Source organism: Acinetobacter sp. ANC 3903, assembly GCF_002135315.1.
Classification (GTDB): Bacteria; Pseudomonadota; Gammaproteobacteria; order Pseudomonadales; family Moraxellaceae; genus Acinetobacter.
The window spans coordinates 121,354-138,140 of record NZ_NEGA01000009.1; the positions used below are offsets into that span (position 1 = coordinate 121,354).

The window sequence follows — 16,787 nt, forward strand, 5'->3', positions numbered from 1 at the left end:
TTACTTTTGTCCCGTCAAAAGTAAGGCATCGCCTACGTGAAAATCTTAGGATTCAGATCCATATTTGAGGCTGTATGAAAAACAGCAATTCAAAGGATCACCAAAACATTGGTAATTAAACGTTATGCAAGACCGTCTCATCAGTGGTTCTGAAAAACCCGAAGATCATTTTGATCGTGCCATTCGCCCGACTTCCCTCGATGACTACATTGGTCAACCGGTGGTACGCGAGCAAATGGAAATCTTTATTGGCGCCGCACGCGGACGTGGTGAAGCACTCGACCATACTTTAATTTTTGGCCCACCCGGTCTAGGTAAGACCACACTGGCCAATATTATTGCCCGCGAGATGGGCGGTAATTTAAAGTCAACTTCAGGCCCTGTGCTAGAACGTGCCGGCGATCTGGCTGCCATGCTGACCAATCTGGAAGAAGGTGACGTTTTATTTATTGATGAAATTCACCGTCTTTCTCCAGTGATTGAAGAAATTTTGTATCCAGCCATGGAAGATTACCAGCTGGATATCATGATTGGTGAAGGCCCTGGCGCACGTTCCATTAAACTGGATTTGCCACCGTTTACCTTGGTTGCAGCAACTACACGTGCAGGCTTGCTCACCTCGCCGCTACGCGACCGTTTTGGTATTGTGCAGCGTTTAGAATTTTATTCAGTTGCAGACCTGACGCACATTGTTTCACGTTCAGCCAGCTTAATGGACGTTCCGATGACGGCTGATGGTGCAAAAGAAATTGCCCGTCGTGCTCGTGGTACACCGCGTATTGCCAACCGTTTACTGCGTCGTGTTCGTGACTATGCGCAAGTGAAAGGTACGGGTGAAGTCACTCAGGATATGGCTCAACGTGCACTGGATATGCTGAATGTAGATAAAGATGGCTTGGATACCTTGGACCGTCGTTACTTAAGCATGTTATTAGAACGTTTTGATGGGGGCCCTGCCGGTGTAGAAGCTTTAGCTGCGGCAATGGCAGAAGATTCGGGTACATTGGAAGATGTGATTGAGCCTTATCTGATTCAGCAAGGTTATACCATGCGCACTGCACGAGGTCGTATTGCTACTAATATGGCGTATGTGCAGTTTGGCATGACACCACCAGAGCCGAAGTGATAAGTAATTTGAAAAGGCAGCTTAGGTTCATTAGTATTTCATAGCTTAATTTAAGCAAGCTTTGGATATACGTGTGGCAGGGATGCCACACGTTAGCCATCCATATTTGAAGGAGTGCATACAACCTAGTTCTATTAACTTATTTTCCTTACAAAATCATATCCGTACTTAAAAAAGATCTAAGACTTAGAAATCACCCTCACCTCTTCCACCAGCATCAACTCACACGCACCATTCCCTGTATCTTCACGACTTAAAGAACTGCGCCACTTCCAGCCATCCGCAGCCGTGACTTCAACCAATTGCCCTTTTAAATAAATCAAATCATCCTGATCAATCTCTTTCAGCTGTTTTGCAATCTGTTTCGATGCCGGAATCAAATGCGTATTGGCACTTTGTGCTGAAATTTCATTGACCGGAATGGGCGGTGCATTTTCATAACGCCAGTAATACCAGCGGTTGCTCTGACTAATCGACAACTGCTTATAAACAGCAGGATTGGTCATGCTGCCCCATCCCAAAGCAAAATCAACTGGACTAAGTTCCGCCTCTCGACCGAAACTATAGTCTTCTCTTGATAAAACCCGAAACTCGCCAGCATACGCTTCAAGATTTTTCATACTATAGCCATCAAACTGATGGATTCCTTGAGCAGATTGATAATCAGCAGCCTCTGAAATACCTTTATCCGGTTTCAGCCAGTAATTCCACAGTGCAAACCCCAAGGCTAAAATAATTATGTATTTCAAAAAGCGACTCATCTAAATCTCGTATGTTTAGTTATGCTGTAATAACTTAATAATAAATGGAATCGGATTAAATCTCGGGGTCACAGATCCGAAAATTGACTTTTACAACAACCACAATTTATAAAAGCGAATTCCAAAGTAAGATACATAAATTTACAAAGTAAAAGTATCAATAAAAACCTTATATTCCAATCACTAAAATAAAGTATACCTTAAAAGTATATTTAAGATACCTACAGAGTTTTGATTAAATTTAAAACAATATGCAATTCTAAAAAGTCACTTTAACTATTTCAAACTCTTAAGGTTCTCCCAAGATATGAACATGTACAAGCAGATCTCCCTTTGTCTTCCACTTATCTTTTGTAGCCAACTCAGCCTTGCTGACTGGATTGATGATTCCGTTAAAAATGTAGAAGCCCACACCATTAAGCTGCGGGAACATATTCATCAGCATCCTGAACTTGGCAACATGGAATTCAAAACTTCTGAGCTGGTACAAAAAGAGTTGAAATCCTATGGCATTGAAGTGCGTAAAGGTTATGCCAAAACCGGTGTAATTGGTGTACTGAAAGGCGCTAAACCGGGTCCAGTCATGGCACTCCGTGCAGATATGGATGCCCTTCCAATTGAAGAAAAAACTGCACTTCCTTTTGCCAGCAAAGCCAAAGCCATGTATCAAGGTGTAGAAACGCATGTCATGCATGGCTGTGGTCATGATGCGCATACAGCCATGTTGCTGGGTGCAGCCAAAGCACTCGCTGCCAACAAAGATAAAATTGCAGGCACCGTGGTATTCGTATTCCAGCCGGCTGAAGAAGGCGGGGCCGATGTCGATAACTTTAGCCAAGGACATTTAATCGGTTCACGTAAAATGATTGCCGATGGTGCATTGAACAATCCTAAACCGGAAGTCATTTTCGGTATGCACGTGATGGCAGGTATGCCTAGCGGCAATATTTTATATAAAGATGGTGCGATTCTGAACAGTGCCGATCATTTACGCATTCAAGTGAATGGTAAACAAGTCCACGGCTCCATGCCTTGGCTCGGTCGTGATCCGATCTATGCATCATCACAAATGATCAATAACATGCAAAGTCTGGTCAGCAGAAAGGCGGACTTGACCAAAGGTATGGGCGTGGTGAGTATTGGTAGCATTCACGGTGGTACAACAGGTAACGTCATTCCAGATCAAGTCAATATGGTGGGTACGATCCGCTCCAATAATGAAGATGTGCGCCAAGGAATATTAAAAGACCTACCGAAAATGATTGAGCATAATGCCGCAGCAAATGATGTCACTGCAAAAGTGGAAATTGCACCATACGCGCCTGTGACCACCAATGACAAAACCCTAACCAAGCTGATGCAGCCTACACTGGCTCTGGTGAATGGTGAAGACAAATTGCATGTACTGGACAACAATGCCAGTGCCAGTGAAGATTTTTCTTATTATGGTCAGCTCATGCCATCCTTGTTTGTTTTTGTAGGCGCAACGCCTGCCGATCAGGACATGGCCAAAGCCGCACCTAACCATAACCCTTTATTTATCGTCGATAATGCGACTTTAAAAACCGGGGTAGAAAGCCATGTACGCTTTATTCTGGATTATCCAAAAGTTGCCGAACAGGTACAGGCAGACTGGAAAAAGATGCAAGCTGCAAAAAAATAAAGTCTATTTTTTAAAAAGTGAGCATCCTTTGCTCACTTTTTTTATATCTAAAGGTTTTGAGGATTAAATAGAGAATAGATTTCATTTGAAACCTTGTGCCATTGGACTCAACTCTCATAATGATAAACTGCAATGCGTTATACAGCTTGACTCTTGGCAAAAAAAACGTCATTTTTCACAGTTTTTTTAATCCGCTAAAAGTACAGCTAAAACCATAAAACTGAATTGAAAAATGGGATCCATCATGGCGAATAAATTCGAATTCAACATTCGTGTATATATTGAAGACACCGATGCAGGTGGCATTGTCTATCATGCTAACCATATTCGTTTTATGGAGCGTACGCGTACTGAATGGTTACGTGCGGCAGGTGTTGAACATTACTGGCACCAAAAAGATTATCACTTTGTGGTCCATAAGATTAATGTAAAATATGCGCGTCCTATCCTGATGGATGACCTAATTACTGTTACCGCGAGTGTAGTTTCGTGTAAAGCGACATCATTTGTATTGCAACAAAATATTTATCGTGGTGAAATCATGCTTGCATCTGGTGAAGTCGAGTTGGCATGTATCAGTGTAGACGGCATGCGTCCAACACGACTTCCTGAGGAAATCCGTACACTAATTCTGAAAGAGTTAGGACAAGACTAAAAAAATTTATTGGCACATTGTAACTATGGCAACACAACTAGAATCTTCGCTACACGTATCAGATCTTATTTTACAAGCAAGTCCTGTCGTTCAACTGGTAATGCTGCTGCTCCTTCTGGCATCACTATATAGTTGGTATCTGATTGCCAAGTTACATATGAGTTATAAAAAAGCCCAGGCAGATGATGAACATTTCCAAAAAATCTTCTGGTCGGGTGCCGAATTAAATACCCTTTACAACAACGCCCAGCTCAATTCCAAACGTGTTGGTCTGGAAGATATCTTCTATCAGGGCTTGGGTGAATTTTTAAAGCTGACAAAACGCAATGCACCGGCCCAGCAAAGCATTGAAGGCACAGAACGCCTTTTACGCGTTGGCCTAAGCCGTGACCAGGGTAATCTGGAACAAGGTTTGGGTGTATTGGCAAGTATTGGTTCAGTTGCACCTTATGTCGGCTTGTTCGGTACCGTTTGGGGCATTATGAATGCCTTTATTGGTCTGGCAGATGTTGACCAGGTGACACTGGCCACCGTTGCTCCGGGTATTGCTGAAGCATTGATTGCCACTGCTATTGGTCTGTTTGCAGCCATTCCGGCTGTTTTGGCATTTAACCATTTCACTGCTAAAGGTGAAGCTGTCTATTCAGACCGTGCTTTATTTGCCGAAGAAATGGTGGCGCTATTACAACGTCAAACTGTGGGTTCTACACAGGAAAATGACTAATGGCGATTCAACGTTCCGGACGCTTTGAGCGTATCAAAAAACCGTTAAAAAGTGACATGAATGTCGTCCCTTATATCGACGTCATGCTGGTACTTCTGGTAATTTTTATGGTCACTGCACCCATGATTACGACCGGTGTAAAAGTTGATTTGCCTCAAGCCAATGGCACCCCCATGCAGGCCGAAGACCGCCCTGCCATTGTCACGCTTGAATCAGATGGCACCATTAAACTTGAAGATAAATCACATAGTAATGATGTGCTCACACTCAATGAATTAAAAGCCGTGCTGACTGAATCGCAACGTGAAGCGTCAGAACAGAAAAAACAAATGAGCGTACTGATTAACGGCAGTGAATCTCGTCCTTATGGTGAAGTCATGAAACTCATGTCTGCCCTACAGGATGCAGGATTAACTCAAGTAGGTTTACTGACTGAGCCATTAAAATAATTTATGAAAGATTTCACAAAGCCACAATCTAAAGAAAAAACGATTGCGCTTGGATTTACCATCGGTGTCCATGTGGTGGCAATGACTGGCTTACTTTTTTTAGGCATGAGTAAACCACCTGAGCCTCCTAAAAAGATCACGACGGTTTTAGTTAAACCTGAAGATTTATTGCCAGCTGAACCCGTACCTGTGGAACAAACCGATTCAGCAGAAACTACCCATGAAAAAGTAGCAGAACAGGTTCAACAAACAGCAGAACCAAATGTTGAGCCCGCTCCTGTAATACCAGTTGCCCCACCAGCTCCAGCTCCAGCTCCAGCTCCAGCTCCAGCTAAACCTGATACAAATAAAGCAGCAGAGCAAGCCAAAGCCGCTGCTGAAGCCATGCAAAAAGCCGAAAAACAAGCTGCTGAAAATGCAAAAATTGCTGCGGCCAATAAACTAAAAGCGCAAGCTGAGGCAGCCGAAAAAGCCAATGTAAAAGCTGCGGCTCAAGCTAAGGCTGATGCTGCTGCAAAAGCGGAAGCAGATGCCAAACGTAAAGCAGATCAGACTGAACGTGCGAAAGCAGAAAAAGTAAAAGCGGATGCATTAAGAAAGGCAGAAGCGGATAAACAGCGTGCTGAAGCCACCGCAAAAGCCAAAACTGATGCTGCAAATAAAGCCAAGGCTGACGCTGCTTCCAAAGCCAAGGCTGACGCTGCTTCCAAAGCCAAAGCCGATGCGGCTAACAAGGCAAAAGCTGACGCTGCTGCCAAAGCTAAAATAGAGGCAGCGAATAAGACCAAAGCTGATGCTGCTGCAAAAGCAAAAGCGGATGCCACTGCAAAAGCTAAGGCAGATGCGGCCAATAAAGCCAAAGCCGACGCTGCTGCTAAAGCTGATGCCGCTGCTAAAGCTAAAGCGAATGCAGAAGCCCGTGAACGCGCAGCTGAAGAGGCCAAAGCATCATCTGCTAAACAAGCTGCCGAAGAAGCCGCGACTAAAAAAGCTGAAGCCAAGAAAATTGCCTCAACTGCAAAACGTGATTTCACCAATAAAGTTCATCGAGCTTGGGATGTTCCTTCAGGTTCAATTGGAAAAACTGCTAGTGCCCGCGTGACTTTAAGTGATAGCGGTTCAGTTCAATCGGTGATTGTTAACTCGAGCGACCCTGACATGAAAGCCAGTGTAGAAGCAGCCGTTCGGGCAGCTGCACCTTATCCAATGCCTTCAGATCCCGATGCACGACGTGAAGCAAGAACTTTTACTTCAAGCTTTACGGCGAGATAACTAGAAGCCACATCAAATTTTGGTTGATGTGGCTTTTTTTGGCATTTAAACTGGACAGTCGATAAAACAGCTAAAATTTTATTCACTTTTCACAGTCTTATAACAGTTTAGTCCTTATGATGTGCTTTCAATCACTCAAAATCATGCCATTATGTGACACAAGCAGACCCACAATAATTTATATTTTTTAGAGTACGTAGCGGATGATGGAAATGACGCGTAAACATCTACTTTGCCTAACCGTTTTAACAGCTTTAAGCCCAGTTTTAGCGACACAGTCTTATGCACAATTGCATTTGGAAATTGCTAAAGCACCAGAAGAAGCACCAAAAATTGCCATTATTCCGTTTAATAATGATCAAAGCATCTATCCTATTGTCGAAAATGACCTGAACCGTTCCGGTAAATTTTCCAGCGCTTCCAAGAATCTCCCTGCAACAGCGAGTATGAATAATCCAAATGCCGAAGCCTGGAAATCTGCCGGTGTACCTTATGTGGTGACCGGTACGGTAAAAACTACCGACAATGGCAGTTTTGAAGTTCATTACCAGCTCTACGATATCGAAAAACAGCAGTATCTATTAAATGAATTATTGACTGTCCCTGCGTCACGTATCCGCCAAGCTGGCCACATGATTAGTGATGCAATTTATCAGGCATTAACGGGTATTGCAGGGGACTTTAGCGGGCGTATTGCCTATGTGCTGCGCAACCCGGCAACACCTGAACAGCGTTATACCTTGCAAATTGCCGATACCGATGGTGAACAGCCTAAAACTATTTTGACCTCACGCGATCCGATCTTGTCACCGGCCTGGACACCTGATGCCAAAAAAATTGCCTACGTTTCATTTGAAACAAAACGCCCGGCAATTTATGTACAGGACTTAGCGACTGGAAAACGTGAAAAACTGGCCAGCTTCCGTGGTTTGAATGGTGCACCAAGTTTCTCGCCGGATGGCAAGAGCATGCTATTTACTGCTTCCCTGCATGGCAATCCAGAAATTTATCAGATGAACCTGGATACGCGTGAACTACAGCGTATGACCAATGACAGTGCGATCGATACCGAAGCACGCTACGCTCCAGATGGTAAATCCTTTATTTTTACCTCAGACCGAGGTGGTTCACCGCAAATTTATAGCTATAATTTTGCAAATAGCACCAGTAAACGCCTGACTTTCCGCGGTGCATTCAATGCACGTGGGACATTAAGTGCAGATGGTAAAAAAGTTGCACTGGTACATCGTCCAAGCGGTAGTAACTACAAGGTTGCCATTCAGGACATCAATACTGGTATTACCAATATCCTCACCCCGACCAGTCTGGATGAATCACCAAGTTTCTCACCAAATGGTCAGATGGTGGTCTATGCCACACGTGAAGGCAACCGTGGCTTATTGTCCATCATGTCACTGGATGGCCGTTTCCGCATGAACTTGCCAAGTGAACAGGGCGAGGTTCGCGAACCGGCTTGGGCACCAAAATAACAATTTAATTTTATTAATCTAAAGTAATGATAATCATGGAGATAAAGATGAAAGCAGTTCAATTATTAGTACTTCCTGTTCTTGCTACAGCATTGGTAATGACTGGATGTGCCAGCCGCAAGCCTGCTGCTGAAATTCAGGCAGGACAAAATCCGAGCGGAGCCACTACCGTCAGCACTGAAGGTCTAAGTGAAGATGCAGCCTTGAATGCACAAAACCTGGCAGGTGCGTCATCTAAAGGTGTTACTGCGGCAAATAAAGCATTTTTAGCGAAACGTGTGGTTCACTTCGACTATGACAGTAGCGAACTGTCAAACGACGACTACCAAACCCTTCAGGCACATGCACAATTCCTTGTCGCCAATGCCAATTCTAAAGTGGCTTTAACTGGCCATACTGATGAACGTGGTACCCGTGAATACAACATGGCTTTGGGTGAACGTCGTGCCAAAGCGGTAGAAAGCTTCCTCATTACCAATGGTGTCGCTGCAACTCAATTAGAAGCAGTGAGCTATGGTAAGGAAATGCCAATTAATGCAGGTCATGATGAAAATGCATGGAAAGAGAACCGCCGTGTAGAACTTAACTACGAAGCAGTTCCCCCTCTATTAAAATAAGAGATCCAATAAAAAAGCGCTCAATCTTGAGCGCTTTTTTTAAGCTTTTTCAGATTCTTCGGAATCTTGTTTCGGGCTTTGCATAGATTCTATCAAATCATGCTTGTTGAATTTTTTATATTCCGCTTTCACTTCATAACCTTTCCAGGCTTCTTTCACTTTTTCGGCAGAAATATCTTCTAAATTCATAGCTTCATTTGGCGTTGGAGTCGCATCAAACTTTTGCGTTGTCATAACTGTGCTCCTATCACGTTTTCCATAACCTATAGACCTCAACATAGCATTTTTTACAGAACTTACAAGAGTAAAATCACGACAAATAGTCGAGTTTAATTGTTCTTTTGCTGCGTTCTCATCTAAAATGGTTGCCCATATTCTTTTGATAATTTTTTATCATTTTTTAATTGGAGTTTTCCTGTCATGTCATACCTCAGCCTTTCCCAATATTTACAACAACAAAACGGGAATCTAACGCCTGAACTGGCTCAAGTTATTGAAACGATTGGTAATACATGTAAGGACATCGATCAATTATTGCAAAAAGGTGCTTTAGCTGGCGTTCTAGGTAGTGCGCAACACGAAAATGTTCAAGGTGAAGAACAAAAGAAACTTGACGTTATTTCAAATGATTATTTAATTGATGCGTTAAAAGTACATGCTGAAGTTGGCGGTTTAGCATCTGAAGAATTGGATGAATTCACGCCTGCGCAAGAAAATGGGAAATATCTTGTATTGTTTGATCCATTGGATGGTTCTAGCAACATCGACATCAACATGTGTGTAGGTACTATTTTCTCAATTCTTCCTGCAAAACATGCAGTAACACAAGCTGAAGACTTCTTGCAAGCAGGTACCAACCAGGTTGCAGCAGGTTATGTACTCTATGGCCCCTCAACCATGATGGCACTTACTGTCGGTGCTGGCGTTGTATTCTTTACTTTCGACCCTGAAACCAAAGAATTCTTGCTCACTAAAGATGCGATTACTGTAGCTGCCGATACTAAAGAGTATGCCATCAATGCATCGAATCAACGTCACTGGGAAGCACCGGTAAAACGTTATATCGAAGAATTGCTTGCAGGTAAAACAGGCCCGCGTGAAAAAGACTTTAACATGCGTTGGGTGGCGTGTATGGTGGGTGATATCCACCGCATTCTTTGCCGTAGCGGTATCTTTATGTACCCATATGACACTAAAGATCCGAAAAAAGCCGGCCGTTTACGTTTAATGTATGAAGCGAACCCGATGAGTATGCTGATGGAACAGGCAGGTGGCGCATCTACAACGGGTCGTGTACGTATTCTAGAGATTCAGCCGACTGAACTTCATCAACGTGTACCTGTGGTGATTGGTTCTAAAAATGAAGTTGACCTCGTAACGCACTACCATAATTAATTTTTTATAGCGGAAGTAAGTCCTGATGACTTGCTTCCGTGGATTTGATCTCCCATGCCTACTATTTTTCTAGAATCAAAAGATAATCCTAAAATTAAGCATTTACGCGGCTTAATTGAACAAAATTCATATCGTAAAAAACAAGGTCAAACCGTACTTGAAGGTACCCATTTGTGTTTGGCCTGGTTAGCAGAAGATAGAAAAATCAAATCTATTTTTACCACCGAACAGGCTTTAAACCATCCTGATTTTGACCGGATTGCTGAACAATACCAAGGTGCAGTGTTTGTCATTAGTGAATCCTTGTACAAGGATTTAAGTACCTTGGGTACCACACTTGCTTGTCTTGCCATTGTCGATTTACCCAGTTCACGCCATGCCCTCGATTTTACGGCTGACACCTTAATTCTGGAAAATATCCAAGATCCGGGCAATGTCGGTACTTTGCTCCGCTCTGCAGCTGCAGCAGGTATTCAGCAAATTGTCTGTACCAAAGGTTCAGCTTCACTGTGGTCGCCACGGGTACTGCGTGCCGGAATGGGTGCACACTTCTCCTTGCACACTTATGAAAATGTGACACTTGAAGATATTTTGGATCAATTCAAGATTCCTGTTTACGTGACCAGTTCACATGAATCAGAGAGCTTATATTCCAAGGATTTAACCCAATCTTGTGTCTGGGTTTTAGGCAATGAAGGTCAAGGTGTTTCTGAATACGCCCTTGAACATGCACAGGCAGTTTCGATTCCCCAACCTGGTGGACAAGAGTCTCTAAACGTTGCCATTGCGGGTTCTGTCTGCTTCTTTGAAATGGTTCGTCAACGGTTATAAACGTCTCATTCGTTACTTTATTTTAAACATCCCTCGTCAATGTTTAAAAATAGATTACACTAGAAAAATAATAATTTTTTTGTCAACCAAACCATTATTTCCAGCGTTATAGGTATATGAATATGGAAATAATGGTGGGTATCCAATGACAGGATTTTCCATCTCTATGGATTCAGCACCGAGACAGTCTCAGTCGGAAAATTTGAGTACTCTGAAGAGTACGGCTGAACGACGCCTGAAAATTTTTATGCAGGATGTGACTGGACGTGCTTTAGTCATGATGGAGAGTGCAACCCAAGGTCAACAAGGCATTGCAATGGATCTCGTGCAGGAAGCATTTATTTCCTTGCATAAGGCATATGCCGATAAGTCGACCGATGAGTGGTATCCCCTGTTTTACACCATTTTGAATCATAAACTCCAAGACTGGCGTAGAAAAGAAGTCCGTCGGGCACAACCTTTTTCTTTTTTTAAAAAGGTAAGCTTGGATGATGACGATATCGAACTGAATGATATTGTTGACGAAAGTACACCTAGTCCATTCGATTTTCTTGATCAAGCCGTAACTGCCGAAGAAATACAGGAAGCTATCGCTCAGCTTCCTGTTCGTCAGCAACAAGCTTTTATGCTGCGTGCTTGGGAAGGTTTTGATACACACACGACTGCACAAATTATGGAATGCAGTGAAGGGAGTGTAAAAACCCATTATCACCGTGCTATTCAAGGTCTCCGAGCTTCGTTAGCACATTTGAATCCATATCGTGGAGGGTCATCAGAATGAAGCAAGATGATTTCTTAAAACAAGTTACTTCCAAACTCGATGGACTCGCACAACATCACAAAGCCAAACCTACTGTGATGAATCATGTGATTGAAGAAATTCAAGCGCGAGAAACATCCCGTTATGGACTTTGGAAAATGTCAGGGTTTGCTCTTGCCGCTGCAATTGCAGGATTCGTGGTGTTCCCAGATTCCATTGAAATGGCAACAAAACCTCAAAATCAGGTTGTGGTGACTCCGAAACTCTCTCCGCAAATGGTTGAAGATTTGGAGATGCTCATGGTTTTAGGTGAGGATAAGGTTCCACATGGCAGCTAAAAAATTAGCATTTGCTTTTTGTGCTCTCGGATTTTTACAAACCAGCTTTGCTGGCTTCGAACGTTTTTGGATTTTTTCCAAAGATGCCGACACACAAATAGCAGAAACCTGGGATACATTATCGGATAGTGAACAGCGCGCACTTATTCAGCGCTACCAATCACTCAAAGAAATACCTGAAGCACAAGGCACAACCCTACAGCAACGTATGGATTGGTTTACCCAGCTTCCAGAGCAAGAAAAACAAAAAATGCGTGAAACCTGGCAAAAAATGAGCAGCCAAGAACGTAAAGAGTTGGGTATCCGTATGCAAAAGGCCACACCCGAAGAACGACCTCTGATTCGCGCTGAATATATCAGTAAATATTTGCCCCAAACTGTAACCCATCATTAATTTGATATTATTGAAAAAGATTAAACTCATAAAAAAGCCGCTGAAATCAGCGGCTTTTTATTATTTCATTCGATAACGTCGATATAAACCTAAGCTTGCTAGAACAAATATCCCATAAATTCCAAATGAACCACCACCTGATGATGTATTGGTATTTTCAACAGTGTTCATCAAAAAGATAGTAGCAGTATTTGATCTCAGTTCCTCAGCATCATATATTTTATAAGTCACCGGATAATCAAATCGACTTAAATTATTTTTAACTGCGAAATGTAATTTTCCACCATAACATATCTCGCCAGCATGACTACCAGGACAAGGACCTTGTCGTTCTGCAGTTAAGGTTAAGCCTGCTGGTAATTTCTCAATATGAATCGGAATTTCACCAATTTCTTTATCAGAATAAAATGATTTTTTAGCAGTTGATAAATGAGTTGTTGAACCATCTCCATCATCGCTATCATTTTCCAAAGGATTAACAGTAATTTCTAAGTTAGAACTTGGACTAATAGAATAAGTATCATCATTTGCAATAGGTGCAATGTTAGTAAAGCGTGCCTGTAAAATCCCTGAAGATGAAATACCTGTTGCTTTATTTAGAATCGTATACTTACAATATTCTGCCTTTGAAGCTACAGTTTCTTTACCGTCTAAACGGTACATAATGATTCTTTTTAGGTCTGGCTTCCATTCACATTTTAAATTTGTATCAACTTTAATACTTGATAAATCTATACCACTTTGTGAGCCATTAAGGTCACCTACCCCTTGAGCTTCTGCAGTTATTTCATAATTATCACTATTTAGGGCTTTAAGTTGTCTAGCACCAGCCCCGGTAACTTCTACTTCATCTGGTAGTGCAAGCTTAAAAGGATCAACATAAATAGTACGATATTGCTGATATTGTTTTGTATATTTAAGCAGGTTTTCTGCCTTATTTAAATCATCGTTATACATCGTTAAATAATCAGGATCAGTATCTTTATTATTCACCAATGCTTTTAATTGTTCATAATCTGCTTGCAAAGCATTAATAGTAATCACAGCAGAACTATTAATCAAATCTCCAATATCGGCTGCAGTAAGATGCATCATTTCTACAGAACCAATATCACAGCTATTGGTTAACGTAGGATTAAATACTAAAGTTGAACTAGTAACACGTTCAATTGCTCTTTGATCAACTTCACTACACCCTGTTGCTAAAACATCCACTAGATCAGTATTTGTTTTATTATCTTTTGGATAATATAACGGTAAATACAAATTATAGTCTGAACCTTCCTGATAACTTGATAATATTGAAATCATACTAATGTTTGAAACGTCTATATTATTAGCAATATTTCTTGTACTTCCATTATTGCTAGCAGGATCAGGTAAAGTACACTTACTCACTCCATTTAATTCTACTGCATTATTAACTGCGGTCATATCTATATTATTTAGAGCTATATTTTTAGAACTTGTATAACTACAAGACTCTCCCACATTATAAGCAAGTACATTAAAATTTAAATTTTTATTACCATTTTCATCATAATACAATATATTATTTGCTGTGTTTTCTACTATCGTATTACTGTTTAAAATCAAAGAGGATAATGAGCTTAAAGGATGCCCAGTAGAGTCTACATTATTAATAATTGAACTATTGCTACTACTAGCAATATTTTTTGCGATAGTATTTGCACTTAAATTTGCCACAACATAACCACAAAAATCTAAAGTACTTGAACTATTATTCAAATTTCCATTTGTGACAATACTGCTATTGGTAATACTGATATTAGCTTTGGTTTTAATTAAATTTGCTGTACAGTCCATAGCCAGAACACTGCCAGTAATAGCGTTATTTCCTTCTACTAAAGTGTGATTAAGTGATAGAGACTTTTCAGAATTTTGCGCAACAAAATAAACTGCCCCACCACTTTTTTCTGATTTAGATGCTGTAATTGCACTATTATCCATAAATAATGGACCAGCCACATATAAAGCTCCCCCATCCCCTTTAGAATAGCCTTTTGTTAGCTCTACATCCAGAAGTGTTAATGCAGATTCACTTCCTAACGTATTAAAGAGACGGGTCTTATTTTGCCCACTAATTTTACTTACTAATTTCCCCATAAGTGGATAATCATTTGTTAAAGGACTCTTTTTACCCCAATCTGCTGGAGATTTTCCTTGTATAATGATTTGGCTTGTGGGATTAATTTCTTTTTCTAATTTATATTCTCCAGCTTCTAGTTGAATAATATCTTTTTGACCATTTAGTGTGTTTCCAGCACTACAACCACCATAAGCTTTATTTAAACTTGCAGCTTGAACTGCCTCACGCAATGAACATTTATCAGCGTTTATATTATCTTCATCATCAAATGTATTCACATAAATTGTCTTATTCTCTGCTGCAATTAATGGTATCGCAGACAAAACCATTATGCATAGTAATCCTTTCTTATAATTTTTCATGGCTATATCCTTATTTTTTAAAGCGACGCAATCCAAATAAACCCAAGACCACTATTACGCTAAAAATCCCAAATGAACCGCCGGAAGTTTTAACTGATTTATCTTCCATGTTATTTTCAGCTTCCTGCACAATTTGTACATTTACTTCCATATAAGGTTTACTTTTATTAAAGCGAGTAGAGGAAGTTACAACACGAATCGTGAAAATATCAGCCCCACGCCATGCACCATTTGGGGTATATACCAGATTCCCATCCAAATCAATTGTGAGTTTTCCTTTAGAAGGAGTCTGTGTTTGCACAATCATTAAACATCCATCTTTCCATGGCTCACCAGTTTGATTTTCCGGGTAAATTTTGTCACATTCTTCTTTGGGTATAGGATCACTATCTCCCAACATATCGGCAATAGAAATTTTAGCAACTTGCCCAATCAACAAATCCTTACCCACCAAACCAATTGTGGCGGGTACAACAATTTCAATAGCCCCACGATCACAATTTTCTGCTTCTACATCTCTGCTTTTACCACGTTGATCAGAACCTTCGCATCCGATATATACATCTGAACTTGTTACTCGTGCTCGCCCTTTATTCACGATTAAAGAATTAGCAAGGCTTGAATAGGAAAGTAAAATACGTGGACGGAAATAACCCAGGAAACTATTTTCAGACTGTTTATATGGACATAAAATTGACTGATCATCATCTTTCAATGATAAACAATTTCCTTCTATGTCATTTCCTGCAAATAATTGAGTACCTGTCCAAAATTCATTCTGATAATTTGCTGCCCCACTACCACAATCTTGGGAAACAACATTATTTAATAAAAAACTATGATCATTATTAAAACGACAGTCTAAACGACCCCCAGTAACTGGGTATGGGTTTCCTAAAAGGATACTATTACTTAAATAAGCTTTTTCTCGCGCCGCATTAAATATTAAACCAGCAGTATTTGCGACAATCGTTAAGTTATTTAATCCCATACCATCAATTACATTCGCCACAGTACCTATATTCTTAAAAAAAGTACTGTTTGATATAGTGTATTTAACGAATGGAAATGCAGCAATTTCTGTATCTTCAAGTTGCTGAGCTGAATAAATATTCGCAGAAGTATTAGAACGTGTTTCATTCCCGGAAAAGACTGTGTTCATAATTTTAAACCCAGGCTTTTGACTGTAAATGATTCCACCTTCATCTGCGTGATTGTTTACGATTAAACTATTACTGATTTCTATATAACTGGCAAATGCTGGATGAGCAGTATTTATAGCTACATTATAAATCGCACCACCTTGTTCAGCATAACCACCTGATAATTTGACATAATCTAAGTACAAGCTTTCATTGTTATAAATTAAACCGCCATTTTGAGCACAATTTTGGTCAGTACAACCTGCTAAATTTACTTCTTTTAAATTAACAGTAAATCTTTTCTCAGCATCAGCATCATCTATATAAAAGATTTGATCTTTCCCAGTCATCTGAATAGTTGCATTATTTAAACCGGGAATAGCATCTTCATTCACATTCGTTTCATAAGTGGTTTTAATTGTTAATTCGGCTTTAATAGGTAACTTTGAAGTAATTTTATAATTAGCTTTCTTTTCCAAAAGAATTGATGAGGTAGAATTTTCCCCACCACAACCATTATAACCTTCCTTAGGCATTCCCCGATTAACGTATTCTATTGCTTCACGTAATGAGCATTCCTTGTCATCTTTGGTAATATCTTCTGTAGTATTCACGATAATATCGGCACTATAAGCATGTCCTGCAACGCATAACATCCCTATACCTATGCTCCGTTTGAGCATACCTTTCTCCTTGTA

Annotated in this window: 17 protein-coding genes; 13 read left to right on the plus strand and 4 right to left on the minus strand. The window is 40.7% G+C overall.

Going from position 1 to position 16,787, the window contains the following annotated elements:
* Positions 1–124: 124 nt before the first annotated feature.
* Complete coding sequence (ruvB, locus tag B9T29_RS09030) at positions 125–1,126, plus strand: Holliday junction branch migration DNA helicase RuvB (protein ID WP_086175600.1); 1,002 nt, start codon at positions 125–127, stop codon at positions 1,124–1,126.
* 179 nt (positions 1,127–1,305) lie between these two features.
* On the opposite strand, the gene B9T29_RS09035 is transcribed toward ruvB, so the two are convergent.
* Positions 1,306–1,887, minus strand: a complete 582-nt coding sequence (locus B9T29_RS09035) for a hypothetical protein (protein WP_086175601.1) — start codon at positions 1,885–1,887, stop codon at positions 1,306–1,308.
* A gap of 313 nt (positions 1,888–2,200) precedes the next feature.
* Here B9T29_RS09035 and B9T29_RS09040 point away from each other — a divergent pair, with 313 nt between their 5' ends.
* From B9T29_RS09040 to pal, 7 genes are all read left to right on the plus strand, one after another.
* Positions 2,201–3,550, plus strand: a complete 1,350-nt coding sequence (locus B9T29_RS09040) for an amidohydrolase (protein ID WP_171264019.1) — start codon at positions 2,201–2,203, stop codon at positions 3,548–3,550.
* Positions 3,551–3,794: 244 nt separating this feature from the next.
* Entirely contained in the window at positions 3,795–4,205 is a 411-nt protein-coding gene (gene ybgC, locus B9T29_RS09045) for a tol-pal system-associated acyl-CoA thioesterase (protein WP_086175603.1), read from the plus strand.
* A 25-nt stretch (positions 4,206–4,230) separates the two neighbouring features.
* The gene (tolQ, locus tag B9T29_RS09050) at positions 4,231–4,929 is read left to right on the plus strand and encodes a protein TolQ (RefSeq protein ID WP_086175604.1); all 699 of its coding nucleotides are present in this window, start codon (positions 4,231–4,233) and stop codon (positions 4,927–4,929) included.
* Positions 4,929–5,378, plus strand: coding sequence for a protein TolR (gene tolR, locus B9T29_RS09055; RefSeq protein WP_086175605.1), 450 nt, complete (start codon positions 4,929–4,931; stop codon positions 5,376–5,378). Before tolQ ends, tolR begins: the two co-directional genes overlap by 1 nt.
* Positions 5,379–5,381: 3 nt before the next feature.
* Positions 5,382–6,650, plus strand: a complete 1,269-nt coding sequence (gene tolA / locus B9T29_RS09060; RefSeq protein WP_086175606.1) for a cell envelope integrity protein TolA — start codon at positions 5,382–5,384, stop codon at positions 6,648–6,650.
* A gap of 206 nt (positions 6,651–6,856) precedes the next feature.
* Complete coding sequence (tolB, locus tag B9T29_RS09065) at positions 6,857–8,140, plus strand: Tol-Pal system beta propeller repeat protein TolB (protein ID WP_171264020.1); 1,284 nt, start codon at positions 6,857–6,859, stop codon at positions 8,138–8,140.
* Positions 8,141–8,187: 47 nt separating this feature from the next.
* Complete coding sequence (gene pal, locus B9T29_RS09070) at positions 8,188–8,757, plus strand: peptidoglycan-associated lipoprotein Pal (RefSeq protein ID WP_086175608.1); 570 nt, start codon at positions 8,188–8,190, stop codon at positions 8,755–8,757.
* Between the two features lie 39 nt (positions 8,758–8,796).
* Here pal and B9T29_RS09075 read toward each other — a convergent pair whose 3' ends face one another.
* On the minus strand, positions 8,797–8,991 hold the full coding sequence (locus B9T29_RS09075; protein ID WP_086175609.1) for an NF038105 family protein: 195 nt from the start codon (positions 8,989–8,991) through the stop codon (positions 8,797–8,799).
* A 186-nt stretch (positions 8,992–9,177) separates the two neighbouring features.
* On the opposite strand from B9T29_RS09075, the gene B9T29_RS09080 reads away from it, so the two are divergent.
* The 5 genes from B9T29_RS09080 to B9T29_RS09100 all read left to right on the plus strand — a co-directional run bounded on the left by B9T29_RS09080 (position 9,178) and on the right by B9T29_RS09100 (position 12,475).
* Positions 9,178–10,152, plus strand: coding sequence for a class 1 fructose-bisphosphatase (locus B9T29_RS09080; protein WP_086175610.1), 975 nt, complete (start codon positions 9,178–9,180; stop codon positions 10,150–10,152).
* Positions 10,153–10,206: 54 nt separating this feature from the next.
* Positions 10,207–10,983 (plus strand): TrmH family RNA methyltransferase, encoded by a 777-nt coding sequence (locus B9T29_RS09085; protein ID WP_086175611.1) that lies wholly within the window; start codon positions 10,207–10,209, stop codon positions 10,981–10,983.
* Positions 10,984–11,149: 166 nt separating this feature from the next.
* Positions 11,150–11,764 (plus strand): RNA polymerase sigma factor, encoded by a 615-nt coding sequence (locus B9T29_RS09090; protein WP_086175612.1) that lies wholly within the window; start codon positions 11,150–11,152, stop codon positions 11,762–11,764.
* Positions 11,761–12,081, plus strand: coding sequence for a hypothetical protein (locus tag B9T29_RS09095; RefSeq protein WP_086175613.1), 321 nt, complete (start codon positions 11,761–11,763; stop codon positions 12,079–12,081). The genes B9T29_RS09090 and B9T29_RS09095 overlap by 4 nt, the downstream gene beginning before the upstream one ends.
* Positions 12,071–12,475: a DUF3106 domain-containing protein gene (locus B9T29_RS09100; RefSeq protein ID WP_086175614.1), complete on the plus strand. Its 405-nt coding sequence runs from the start codon at positions 12,071–12,073 to the stop codon at positions 12,473–12,475. Before B9T29_RS09095 ends, B9T29_RS09100 begins: the two co-directional genes overlap by 11 nt.
* A gap of 60 nt (positions 12,476–12,535) precedes the next feature.
* Here B9T29_RS09100 and B9T29_RS09105 read toward each other — a convergent pair whose 3' ends face one another.
* Positions 12,536–14,947 (minus strand): CSLREA domain-containing protein, encoded by a 2,412-nt coding sequence (locus tag B9T29_RS09105; protein WP_086175615.1) that lies wholly within the window; start codon positions 14,945–14,947, stop codon positions 12,536–12,538.
* 10 nt (positions 14,948–14,957) lie between these two features.
* The gene (gene rbtA / locus B9T29_RS09110) at positions 14,958–16,772 is read right to left on the minus strand and encodes a rhombotarget A (RefSeq protein WP_086175616.1); all 1,815 of its coding nucleotides are present in this window, start codon (positions 16,770–16,772) and stop codon (positions 14,958–14,960) included.
* Positions 16,773–16,787 lie beyond the last annotated feature (15 nt).